Below are 11,317 nucleotides of genomic sequence, written 5' to 3' on the forward strand. Positions count from 1 at the left end.
CGATGACGCCGCCGACCGGAGACCTCCAGGAGTTCCGCTCCTCCGTGCGCGAGTGGTGCCGGACCCACGTGCCCGCCGACTGGCGGCGAGCGCAGACCGGCGTCCCCGACGAGGAGTTCGTCGCCTTCCAGAAGGAGTGGTTCCAGGAGCTGCGCCGCTCCGGCTACGCCGTTCCGCACTGGCCCCGGGAATGGGGCGGCGGGATGCCGGTCGCCGAGCAGATCGTCCTGTACCAGGAGCTCGCCGCCCACGACGCGCCGCGCCTGGTCCTGGCGTTCGTCTCCATCCACCACGCCGCGTCCACGCTGCTCGCCGCCGGCACCGACGAGCAGCGCCGCCGCCACCTCCCGGCGATCCTGGACGGCGAGATCTGGGTCCAGGGGTTCTCCGAGCCCGACGCCGGATCCGACCTCGCCGCGCTCAAGACGACGGCCCGCCGCGAGCGCGACGGCTTCGTCGTCAACGGGCAGAAGCTGTGGGCGAGCGGCGCCACGCACGCCGACTGGTGCCTGCTGCTGGCCCGCACCGACCCCGCCGCCCCCAAGCGGCGCGGCATCTCCTACTTCCTCATGGACATGCGCACGCCCGGCATCGACGTCCGGCCCATCCAGCAGGCGACCGGTGAATCGCACTTCTGCGAGGTCTTCCTCAACGACGTCGTCATCCCGGCCGAGAACCTGGTGGGCCCGGAGAACGAGGGCTGGCGGGTGGCGCAGGAGACCCTGGGCGCCGAGCGCGGCATGACGATGCTCGAGCTGGCGGAACGGCTCGGCAACGCCGGCTTCCGCTGGCTGGTGGAGGCGTGCGCCCGGCCGGGGCCCGGCGGTGAACGGCTGATCGACGACTCGCTGGTCCAGGACCGGCTGGCGGCGTTCGAGACCGAGGCCACCGGCCTGCGCGCGCTCTGCCGCGACCTGGTGGAGCGCCACGACGACGGCACCGCCGGCCCGGCGGACGCCTCGATCGTGAAGCTGCACTACAGCGAGCTGCTGCAGCGGATGACCGGCTTCGGTGCCGAGGTCGCGGGCCTGGCGGCCCACACCGAGCTGCGCAAGCCCATGTCGAGCGGGTGGGAGTCGGGGGCCTGGGTCCTGGACTTCATCGGCTCGTGGGAGTGGACGATTCCGGGCGGGACGAGCGAGATCCAGCGCACCATCATCGGTGAGCGCGGCCTCGGACTGCCCCGAGAACCGAGGAGAAGCTGATGCCCGCCGACTCCTCCGACCTTTCCGACTTCTCCGAGATCCACGACGAGCTCCGGGCCGTGGCGCGCGACCTGCTCGGCAAGGCCGGCCCCGGGTCCGGGGCCGACTGGGCGCGGATCGCCGAGTCCGGATGGCTCGGGCTGGAGGCGCCGGCCGCGCTGGACGGCGCGGACGCCACCTTCGCCGAGGTCGCCGTCGTCCTGGAGGAGATGGGCCGGGCGGCCGCGTGCGGCCCGTACCTGGGGGCGGCGGTCCTGGCCATCGGGACGCTCAACCTGCTGCGGCCCGGCCCCGGCCGGGACCTGCTGCTGGGCCGGACCGCGGCGGGCGAGGCCGTCCCGGTGGTCGCGCTGTCCGGCGGCGGTGAGGGCCTGGGAGGCGACGGCGCCTCGGCCGAGCCGCCGTTCCGCCTGGACCGCTCACCGGAGGGCCTGCGGGTGCACGGCCGCGCCGCCTTCGTGCTCGACGCGCCCGACGCCGGAAGCCTCCTGCTGCCCGCGCTCGACCCCGAGGGCACGCCCGTGATCGTCGATGTCGCGGCGGACGCCGCCGGGCTCGGCCTGGAGGCGCAGCCCGTCCTGGACGCCACCCGCCGCTTCGGCACGGTGACCGCGGACGCCGTGGCGGTGGGGGAGGAGTCGGTGTGGCGCTTCGACGGCGAGCCCGAGGCCGCCGTCCGCCGCGTGCTCGACCGTGCCGCCGTCGCCGTCGCCTGCGACAGCCTCGGCCTGAGCGAGGCCATGCTGGAGGCGACCGTCGCCTACGCCGGGGTGCGGGAGCAGTTCGGCAGCCCGATCGGCTCCTTCCAGGCGGTCAAGCACGCGTGCGCCGACATGCTCGTCCAGGTCACGGTGGCGCGCCGGCTCGTCGCGGCGGCCGTGCGGGCGCTGGCCGGCGATGACCCCGAGTCGTGGGTGGCGGCCTCGATGGCCAAGTCGTACGCGTGCGGCGCGGCGGTCGACGTCACCGGCAAGGCGATGCAGCTGCACGGGGGGATGGGCTACACGTGGGAGAGCGGCATCCACGTCTACCTGAAGCGGGCCGCGCTCAACCGCTCGCTGTTCGGTTCGCCGGTGTCCCACCGCCGGCGGCTGGCCGGCCGCTACCGCTGACACCGCGCCTTCACCCCTGCGGCCGCTCGTCCCGGCCGTTCCTTCCCGGCGGTTCTCCCCGCCGTCCTTAGGGCCGCCCACCGCGCCGTTCTCGCGCGCCGTTCGGCGCGCCGACTCGCGCGCCGCTTTTGCGCGCCGTCCTTCCATCCGTTCTGCCTGCCGTTCTGCCTGCCGTTCGTCCTGCCGTCGGCGTGCGGCCATTTGCCACTGGCGTACCGGCGGCCCTCCGCCTACGATGTATGTGAGCGTTCGCTTTCAAAAGTCCCCGCTCCCGGGTGAGCGGTTGGGAGGGCTGTATGTCGTTCAACTGGTTCATCTCGGTCGATGACCACCTCATCGAGCCGGCGCGCCTGTGGCAGGAGCGGCTGCCGCAACGCTGGCGCGACACAGGCCCCCGGATCGTGCGCGACGGCGACTCGGAGTTCTGGGTCTACGAGGACCGCCAGATCGTGACCACCGGCCTGAACGCGGTGGCCGGCAAGAAGCGCGAGGAGTTCTCGCCGGAGCCGATCACCTACGACGAGATGCGGCCCGGGTGCTACGACCCGGCCGCGCGCGTGGCCGACATGGACCAGGGCTTCGTGCTGTCGTCGATGCTGTTCCCGTCCTTCCCCCGCTACTGCGGCCAGGTCTTCCACGAGGCCAAGGACAAGGAGCTCGGGCTGCTGTGCGTCCAGGCGTGGAACGACTTCATCCTGGAGGAGTTCGCGCAGGCCTACCCGGGCCGGTTCATCCCGATGATGATCATCCCGCTGTGGGACCCGGTGGCCGCCGCCGCCGAGATCGAGCGGACCGCCGGCCTCGGCGCCAAGTCGATCGCGTTCTCGGAGAACCCGACCAAGCTGGGGCTGCCGTCCATCCACACCGGCCACTGGGACCCGGTCTGGCGCGCCTGCGACGAGACCGGCCTGGTCGTGTCGATGCACGTGGGGTCCTCGTCCAACCTGATCCGCACGTCCGAGGACATGCCGACGCTGGCGTTCATGGCGTACTCGGCGGCCGCCAACCAGGCGGGCACCCTGCTGGACTGGCTGTTCAGCGGCAACTTCGAGAAGTTCGGCAACCTGAAGATCGCGCTGTCGGAGGGGTCGATCGGCTGGATCCCCTACTTCCTGGAGCGGGCCGAGCAGGTCGTCGACAAGCAGCGGTTCTGGGCGTCCCGCTTCGACATCGACATGAACGCCGCCCACGACCGCGGCGAGCAGAAGGGCGAGGCCTCCTTCGACCTGAACACCGACATCCGCCGGCTGTTCAAGGACCACGTCTTCGGGACGTTCATCGAGGACCAGGCCGGCCTCCGGCTGCTGGACATCATCGGCGAGGACAACGTGATGCTCGAGTGCGACTACCCGCACTCGGACTCGACCTGGCCCGACACCATCGAGATGGCCAACAAGTGGCTCGGGCACCTGCCCGAGGACGTGCAGCACAAGATCACGGTCGGCAACGCCTCCCGGGTCTACAACTTCACGCCGGCCGACCCCGCGACCATCGCGGTCCCCTGACGCCTCCCGCCCCGCACGCCACGTCGCCGCCGCCCGGAAGGGCGGCGGCGACGCCGTGTCGGGCGGAGGCCGCGGCAGGTGAAGACGGCCGTGGAACGCCGAAAACGGGCGCTCGCGTCCACCGCGGTGGTGCGGGCGCCCGGCTCCGGCCCGGGCCGGCCAGGAGGTCTCAGTGCACGCTCAGTGCACGCTGATGGCGCGCTCGGGGCAGTTGGCCGCGGCCTCGGCGGCGCCGGCCTCGAACTCGGCGGGGACCTCGGGGACCGAGACCACCCCGTGCCCCTGCTCGTCGAGCGAGAACACCTCCGGGCAGATCTCCCAGCAGCGGGCGTGCCCCTGGCAGAGGTCCGGATCCACGGTGACCTTCATCAGTGGTTCTCCTTCGTCGTCGGATCGGTCAGAACGTCGCCGAGAGGGCCCACGGCCCGTCGGGGAACGGCCGTCCCAGCAGCTCCATGCTGTAGGCGATGCGGCCGGTCACGGGGGCGGGCCGCGCGCCGCACAGCGCGAGGGCTGCGTTCGCCATGGCGTCGGCGTCCTCCACCGGGGCGTTGTCGGGCGTGTGGGGCGACACGACGGCCACGCCGGGCGTCATCACCAGGCCGGAGGTTCCCAGCGAGTTGACGTTCACTCCCGTGCCGTGCAGCTCGGCCGCCAGGCCGGTGGTGAGCCGGTCGAGCGCCGCCTTGCACATCCCGTAGGGGACGCAGCCGTCGCTGGCCCAGTCGGGGTACGGCGGCCCCATCGGGTGGCGGGCCTGCTTGGAGGTGATGTTCAGCACCCAGCCCCGCCCGCGCTCGATCATGCCGGGAACCGCCAGCTGGCACAGCCGGAACGGGGCGTGCACCATCATCTGGAACATCAGTCCGTAGCGGCGCGCGGGGATGTCCAGCGCGGGCCCGTAGAAGTTCACGCCCGCATTGTTCACCAGCGTGTCCACCGGACCGAGCGCCGCCTCGGCGCGTTCCACGACCGTCTCGACGTCCTCGGGGACGGTCAGGTCGGCGGGGACGGCCTCGACCCGGCCGCCGTTGTCCCTGATGCGGCCCATGACCTCGTCGAGCGAGCCGGGCAGCGATGACGAGCCGGGGGAGACCGTGCGAGCCACCAGGGCGATCGCCGCTCCCTCGGCCGCGAATCGTTCGGCGATGTACTGCCCGATGCCGCGGCTCGCGCCCGTGACGAGCGCCACGCGGCCGTCCATCGATCCCAAGAGAACTCCAGAGGTGATTCGTCGGAGCGGGCCGGGCCCGGACCCGGATCAACTCTAGCAAAGTAAGCACATACTCTCTCCGCTTGCCAGGGATGACTCCGGCGGAACGCCGGGCTATGGTGAGTGAGCACACGCTTTGTTTCTGGTGGGCGTTCCGGTCGGAAGGACATGAACCATGCATGACCTCGTGATCCGTCACGGCGAGGTGGCCGACGGCACGGGCTCGGCCCCGAGGCGGGCCGACATCGCCGTCGACGGCGACCGGATCAGCGTGGTGGGCGCGGTCGACGGCCGGGGCCGGCGCGAGATCGACGCCTCCGGCCGCCTGGTCACCCCCGGGTTCATCGACGTCCACACCCACCTCGACGCCCAGTTCTTCTGGGACCCGGCGGCCACCCCGTCCTGCCACCACGGCGTGACCACGGTGGTCCTGGGCAACTGCGGCGTCACCTTCGCGCCCGTCCGCCCCGGGCAGGAGGGCTACCTGGCCGGGATGATGGAGTCGGTCGAGGACATCCCGGCCGACACGATCATGTCCGGGCTCGACTGGGGCTGGGAGACCTACGGCGAGTACCTCAAGGCCCTGGGCCGCCGGGAGCTCGGCGTCAACGCCGGCGGCCTGGTCGGCCACTGCGCCCTGCGGTACTACGTCATGGGGGAGCGGAGCCTGGAGGAGGCGCCCGCCACCGGCGACGACATCGCCGGGATGGCGGCCGTCGTGGCCGAGGCGATGGACAACGGCGCCCTCGGCTTCTCGACCTCCCGCACCTACATGCACACCGTGCCGGACGGCCGTCCCGTGCCGGGCACCTTCGCGCTGCCCGCCGAACTCGCCGCCATCGCCGACGTCCTGGCCGCCCGCCGCCGCGGCACCTTCCAGGTCGTGCCGCGCATCGGCGAGCGCGACGGCGCCGAGCGGAAGAACTCCCGGGCCGAGATGGCGTGGATGGAGGAGGTCAGCCGCGCCTCCGGGCGGCCGCTGGCGTTCTCCATCATGCAGAGCGACCGCCGACCGGGCCTGTGGGAATGGGTGATGAACGAGGTGGCCGCGGCGCGGGGCCGCGGCGCCGACGTGCGGCCGATGACCTCGGTGCGCGGCAGCGCGATCCTCTACGGACTGGTCGGCCGCACCCCCTACGACGCGCTCCCGGCCTGGGCCGACCTCATGGCCCGGCCGTTCGCCGCCCGGCTGGAGGCGCTGGCCGACGCGTCGCTGCGCCGCCGCCTCGCCGAGGAGGCCGAACGGCCGGTGGAGCAGTCGGGCCCGCTGGCGCCCAAGGACCCCGCCAAGCTCTACCTCATGCCCCCGGGGTCGGCCGACTACGACGTGAGCCCGGACAACAGCCTGGCCGCCGAGGCCGCCCGCCGGGGCACCAGCCCCGCCGCCGCGCTCCTGGACTACACGGTCGAGACCCGCGGGCTCGGCCTCCTCTACTACCCGGTGCTCAACCAGGACCTCGGCGCGGTCGCCGAGATGATCGCCAACCCGGACGTCGTGGTGGGCGTGGCCGACGCCGGCGCGCATGTCGCCCTGACGATGGACGCGGGCAACTCGACCTTCTTCCTGAAGCACTGGGTCAGGGACGAGGGCCTGCTCGACGTCGGCCGGGCCGTCAAGAAGCTCACCCTCGAAGGCGCCGACCTCTTCGGGATCCCCGACCGCGGCGTCCTCGCCCCGGGCGCCTTCGCCGACATCAACGTCCTCGACCTCGAGGACCTCTACCTGCACACGCCCGAGATGGTGGACGACTTCCCGCTCGGCGCCAGCCGGTTCGTCCAGCGCGCCCGCGGCTACGACTACACGATCGTCAACGGCAGGGTCCTGGTCGAGCACGACGAACTGACCGGCGAGCGGCCCGGCCGGGTGGTCACCCCCGCCTGACCGCTCGGCCTCCCCGGCCCGGGGCTTCGTGACGGCGGCCGTCCGTCAGGCCCCGGCGCCCAGGGGGATCGCCTCGCGCGCCCACGTGTCCAGCACCGGGGCGAGCAGCGGCCAGCGCACGAAGAGGCCGGGGGCCTCCCCGGAGGTGCGCGCCGCCTGCCGCTCGCTCCACTCGGCGTCCCCCCACGGCGGCTCCACGAGCCGGGCGCCGGGGAGCAGCGCCGCCACCTGCTCGGAGGTCTCGCGCCGGTGGTGGAGGTCGCTCGCACCGCTGCGGAACACCAGGGCCGGAAGGTCGAGGGCCTGCGCGTCGGCGTCGGACATGCCGGGGACCGGCTCGTCGTCGCGGGGGCAGTACGCGGCCAGCCAGCGTTCGAGGGTGGCGATGAACTCCTTGGGGTCGGTGTCGAGGAAGCGCCGCCGGTTGGCCGGGTTGCGCTCCAGGACCTCGGCCCACTCGGGCAGTTCGGCGACGGCCTCCATGCCGCCCTCCCACGCCGCGCGGATCGACCCGGCGCAGTAGTAGGAGCCGATCGACAGGAGGCCGAAGACGCCGCCGCTGATCCACCAGAGCGCCAGGCCGGCGGCCGTGCCGGGGTGGCGGGCGGCGGTCAGCAGCGAGACGCGCGAGCCGCCGGAGCCTCCGGCGATCACGGCGGGCGTCATGTCGAGGTGCGCCAGCAGCGCGGCCAGCGTGTCGGCCTGCATGGCCGACTCGGAGGAGCCGGTGAAGCACACGTCGGACTCGCCGGTGTTGGGACGGTCCCAGATGAGCACCCGGTTGCCGCGTTCCGCGAGGGCCTCCGCGAGCTCCCGGACGCCGGGCGAGTCCCGGGCGACCCGTCCCCCGGGCGTGATCGCCCACGGCCGCCCCTCGCCGATCACCTCGTAGCCGACCGTCAGACCGTTCACCCTTGCCGTGACCATGAGCCGACGTTACTATGAAATCGCTAATTGAGGAAATACTTACTCATTTACTGGCACCGCCCCGATCAGGGGTTTCGCGCCCGGCGGGTGTTCCACGAGAGGAGTGACGCATGGTGAGCCATGAGGCAGTGATCGTCTCCGGGGCCCGGACCGCGATCGGGACCGCGTACAAGGGGACCCTGGCCGACGTCGACGCGCTCGAACTCGGGACGGGGGCGGTCGCCGAGGCCGTCCGGCGGTCGGGCCTCCCGCCCGAGGTCGTGGACGACGTCGTGCTCGGGGAGTCGCTCTACGGCGGCGGCGCCATCGGCCGCTACGCCGCCATCGAGGCCGGCCTGGTGAACGCGCCGGGCATCGCCCACAACCGCCACTGCGCCTCCGGGCTCGCCGCCCTGCAGACCGCCGCCTCCTCGATCATCGCCGGGATGGACCGTGTCGTCGTCGCCGGCGGCGTCCAGTCGAGCTCCACCGCCCCCAGGACCGACCGGCGCGTCCCCGGCACCGACGACTGGGAAGAGGACTGGCTGGCCCCCAGCCACCGCGAGACGCCCGACGCCCCGATCCGCGACATGACGATCACGGTCGGCTGGAACGCCGCGGTCAAGGCCGGGATCAGCCGGGAGGACCAGGACGCCTGGGCGTTCCGGTCCCATCGGCGCGCCGTCGCCGGGATCGACGCCGGAAGCTTCGAGGAGGAGATCTTCCCGATCGAGGTCACCCGCCGCGACGGCACGCGCGTCACGTTCGCGGTCGACGAGCACCCCAGGCGCACCTCCACCCTGGAGAAGCTCGCCTCGCTCAAGCCGCTGCACCCCGAGATCGAGAACTTCAGCATCACCGCCGGCAACTCCGCGGGCGTGAACGACGGCGCGGCCGCCCTGGTCGTCACCGACCGGTCCTTCGCCGAGGAGCGCGGGCTGGAGCCGCTGGCGGTCGTCCGGGCCTGGGCGTCCGCCGGGGTGCCGCCGGCCGACACGGGCCTCGCGCCGTCCCTGGCCATCCCCAAGGCGCTCGACCGCGCCGGGCTGTCGATCGGCGACGTCGCCCTGTGGGAGATCAACGAGGCGTTCGCGTCCGTGCCCATCGCCGCGGTGCGGGATCTGGGCCTCGACGAGGACCTCGTGAACGTCCTCGGCAGCGGCTGCAGCCTCGGCCACCCGGTCGCGATGACCGGCGCCCGGATGGTGCTCACGCTCACCCACGAACTGCGGCGCCGCGGCGGCGGCGTCGGCGTGGCGGCGATGTGCGCCGGCGGCGGCATGGCCACCGCGCTCGTCCTCGACGTGCCCGCGCCGGCGTAGCGGGTTCGCGCACCGACCCGGCGGGAGGGCCGCCCTGCCGGGTCCGGGTGCGCCCGGCGTACGATTCCAGCCGGGCTGGTCGGCCGAGGGGGGATATGGAACCGATTTCGGTGGCGCGCCGGAGCGAACTGCTCGGACGGGCGCGCAGCATCCTGAAGATGGAGATGCGGGACGACTACGCGGTCGACCGCGTCATGTTCGCGGCCTGGCGGGCCGGTGACACCGACCGGGTCGCCCGCGCCGCCGGCGCGTCCCGCCGCAGGGTCGCCGCGCGGGTCGAGGCCGGGATGAGCCTGCGGCGGGTGAAGGTGGTGTCGGAGCCGCTGTCGGAGTACCAGCGCTTCGCCTTCGAGTGCAGCACGCGGGCCGTGGACCCCCGGGAGGAGCTCCGCTGGGCGCCCAGGCGCCTGGTGTCCGGGATCCTGATGCCGGGCAACGACTTCTTCCTGCTGGACGACGAGATGGTGATCTTCAACGTGCTCGACGGCGCGGACCGCCAGGCCGAGCAGCAGCTCTCCACCGCCGCCGAGATGGTGAAGCTGTGCCGGGAGGCGTTCGAGTCGGCCTGGGCGGTGGCGATCCCGCACCACGAGTACGGCCCCCGCTGAAGGGCGTCACACGAGGACGCCGGAGAGTGAGCGGATACTCATAACGCTCACGAGACGACAAACCGGGCGCGGGGTGGGGGCGCCTTTCCGGTTTTCAGCGCTTTTTGCGCGCGGGCTCGATCGCTGGGAAGAAACCTTTGACGGTGCCTTCACTGATCAGTGACACCGCGCGATGGCGGTCGAATCCCCGGTTGTGGTGGCTCTCCAGCGCCAGGATGAACGCAATGCCCATTACCGCCCGGGCGGAGATGTCCGGGGACTCGAACGGGAAACCGTACCGGTCCTCGACCTCGCGCCACGCCTCGGCCAGCCGGTCCATCGCGACCGCGAAATTGTCGCGGTAGAACCGGCGGGCCACCTGGGGGTCGCCGAACAGCACCAGGCCGAGCAGCGGCAGGATCTCCTCCAGCGTGGAGATCAGCTGCCGGTAAAGCCCGGTCATCGTCCTGAGCTGCAGTTCCGGCGTGAGCGGCTGGTCCTTGTCGACCGTCGCCGTCGCCGCGACGAGATCGTCCACGGCCTGCTTGAGCGGTTCCACGACGGCTTCGAAGAACAACTGGTCCTTGCTCTCGAAGTGCCGGTAGATCACGCCTTCGCTGATGCCGCTGTGCTCGGCGATAACTTTGATCGTCGTGCCGCTCATGTCGCCGCTCTCGGTGAACGCGCGCCTCGCCGCGGCCAGAATGGAGCTCCTCCGAGCCTCGGCGGTGAGCCGCCGGCGGGGGCGCGGAGCCTCGCTGGCGGGCTCGGACGAATGTGTTGCCGAACTGGTCAAGAGGACTCCTCGCTTCCAAGCTTCCGGCTGGTAAGTGTGCGCACACTTCCATACTAGTTGGTGCGGCCTGCCGGACTGGACGACCTGAGAAGTTCGGCCGGCGGCGTGGCGCCCCGAAGCCCGCCGCCGAAGCCCCGGCCGGCCGTGCGAGGGGTTCTCGATGCCGGCACCACCGGCGCGCCCGTGCTCGCGGGCGGGCGCCGTCCTCGGGGGAGTCGCCTGGTCAGGGCGGTGAGCGCGGCACCCGCCGCGGGCGGACGCCGGCGCCCCGAAAGCCCCGCGGCAAGGGGTTTCCGCGCACCGGTTGATATCGCTCTTCTCGCAAAGGAGAATTGCAATTACGTACCGGATTCATCCGAACCCGCCTCCGAACCCGCCCCCGGAGCGGCCGTCCCCGGGCGCTCCGCGGGCCTCGTCGTCAGGAGCCAGGCATGGTCCGTCCCGTGTCGAAGATCACGGTGCTCGCCCGGTTGCTCCAGCGCATCGGGCCACCGCCGCCCACTCCCCGGCGTCGGTTCGCCAAGCGGACCGAACGCCGTGCCTCCCGGACCATCGTGACCCACCACGGGCACGCACCCCGGCGGCACCGTCCCCGATGACGGTCCGATGAGCCGATCGGCCGATCCGGCCGGTCAGCCGATGCGCCAGGTGTCGCCGCTGCTGAGGAGGGCGGCCAGGTCGCCTTCGCCGTGGGTGTCGACGGCTTCGTCGATCTGGTCGCGCAGGAGTTCGTCGTAGGAGGGGCGGTCGATGTCGCGGAAGATCCCGATGGGGGTGTGCTCGAAGGCG

At 72.4% G+C, this 11,317-nt stretch carries 10 protein-coding genes and 1 pseudogene; 6 read left to right on the plus strand and 5 right to left on the minus strand.

What is annotated here, in order from left to right; genetic code table 11:
• The first annotated feature begins 2 nt into the window (after positions 1-2).
• The 3 genes from ACFPZN_RS50540 to ACFPZN_RS50550 all read left to right on the plus strand — a co-directional run bounded on the left by ACFPZN_RS50540 (position 3) and on the right by ACFPZN_RS50550 (position 3,822).
• Positions 3-1,205 carry an acyl-CoA dehydrogenase family protein gene (locus ACFPZN_RS50540; RefSeq protein ID WP_378291426.1) on the plus strand — a complete coding sequence of 401 codons (1,203 nt, stop codon included), beginning with the start codon at positions 3-5 and terminating at the stop codon, positions 1,203-1,205.
• Positions 1,205-2,317 carry an acyl-CoA dehydrogenase family protein gene (locus ACFPZN_RS50545; RefSeq protein WP_378291428.1) on the plus strand — a complete coding sequence of 371 codons (1,113 nt, stop codon included), beginning with the start codon at positions 1,205-1,207 and terminating at the stop codon, positions 2,315-2,317. Before ACFPZN_RS50540 ends, ACFPZN_RS50545 begins: the two co-directional genes overlap by 1 nt.
• Before the next feature lie 296 nt (positions 2,318-2,613).
• Positions 2,614-3,822: an amidohydrolase family protein gene (locus ACFPZN_RS50550; protein ID WP_378291430.1), complete on the plus strand. Its 1,209-nt coding sequence runs from the start codon at positions 2,614-2,616 to the stop codon at positions 3,820-3,822.
• A gap of 180 nt (positions 3,823-4,002) precedes the next feature.
• Here the strand turns inward: ACFPZN_RS50550 and ACFPZN_RS50555 are convergent, their stop codons facing one another.
• Both ACFPZN_RS50555 and ACFPZN_RS50560 read right to left on the minus strand, forming a co-directional pair.
• Positions 4,003-4,191: a ferredoxin gene (locus ACFPZN_RS50555; protein ID WP_378291433.1), complete on the minus strand. Its 189-nt coding sequence runs from the start codon at positions 4,189-4,191 to the stop codon at positions 4,003-4,005.
• A gap of 28 nt (positions 4,192-4,219) precedes the next feature.
• Positions 4,220-5,026 (minus strand): SDR family NAD(P)-dependent oxidoreductase, encoded by an 807-nt coding sequence (locus ACFPZN_RS50560; protein WP_378291435.1) that lies wholly within the window; start codon positions 5,024-5,026, stop codon positions 4,220-4,222.
• A gap of 184 nt (positions 5,027-5,210) precedes the next feature.
• On the opposite strand from ACFPZN_RS50560, the gene ACFPZN_RS50565 reads away from it, so the two are divergent.
• Positions 5,211-6,917 (plus strand): N-acyl-D-amino-acid deacylase family protein, encoded by a 1,707-nt coding sequence (locus tag ACFPZN_RS50565; protein WP_378291437.1) that lies wholly within the window; start codon positions 5,211-5,213, stop codon positions 6,915-6,917.
• A 45-nt stretch (positions 6,918-6,962) separates the two neighbouring features.
• Here the strand turns inward: ACFPZN_RS50565 and ACFPZN_RS50570 are convergent, their stop codons facing one another.
• Positions 6,963-7,844, minus strand: coding sequence for an alpha/beta fold hydrolase (locus ACFPZN_RS50570; RefSeq protein ID WP_378291439.1), 882 nt, complete (start codon positions 7,842-7,844; stop codon positions 6,963-6,965).
• Between the two features lie 110 nt (positions 7,845-7,954).
• Between ACFPZN_RS50570 and ACFPZN_RS50575 the strand changes: the two genes are divergently transcribed.
• On the plus strand, positions 7,955-9,145 hold the full coding sequence (locus ACFPZN_RS50575; RefSeq protein ID WP_378291442.1) for a thiolase family protein: 1,191 nt from the start codon (positions 7,955-7,957) through the stop codon (positions 9,143-9,145).
• A gap of 95 nt (positions 9,146-9,240) precedes the next feature.
• Positions 9,241-9,753 (plus strand): DUF6879 family protein, encoded by a 513-nt coding sequence (locus ACFPZN_RS50580; RefSeq protein ID WP_378291444.1) that lies wholly within the window; start codon positions 9,241-9,243, stop codon positions 9,751-9,753.
• Positions 9,754-9,847: 94 nt separating this feature from the next.
• Here ACFPZN_RS50580 and ACFPZN_RS50585 read toward each other — a convergent pair whose 3' ends face one another.
• Together ACFPZN_RS50585 and ACFPZN_RS50590 are read right to left on the minus strand one after the other, a co-directional pair.
• Complete coding sequence (locus tag ACFPZN_RS50585) at positions 9,848-10,528, minus strand: TetR/AcrR family transcriptional regulator (protein WP_378291446.1); 681 nt, start codon at positions 10,526-10,528, stop codon at positions 9,848-9,850.
• 632 nt (positions 10,529-11,160) lie between these two features.
• A pseudogene (locus ACFPZN_RS50590) lies at positions 11,161-11,317 on the minus strand (2-oxoacid:ferredoxin oxidoreductase subunit beta); the annotation flags it as partial.

Origin of the sequence: Actinomadura rugatobispora (genome assembly GCF_042656285.1) — a bacterium.
In the GTDB taxonomy this organism is placed as follows: domain Bacteria; phylum Actinomycetota; class Actinomycetes; order Streptosporangiales; family Streptosporangiaceae; genus Spirillospora; species Spirillospora rugatobispora.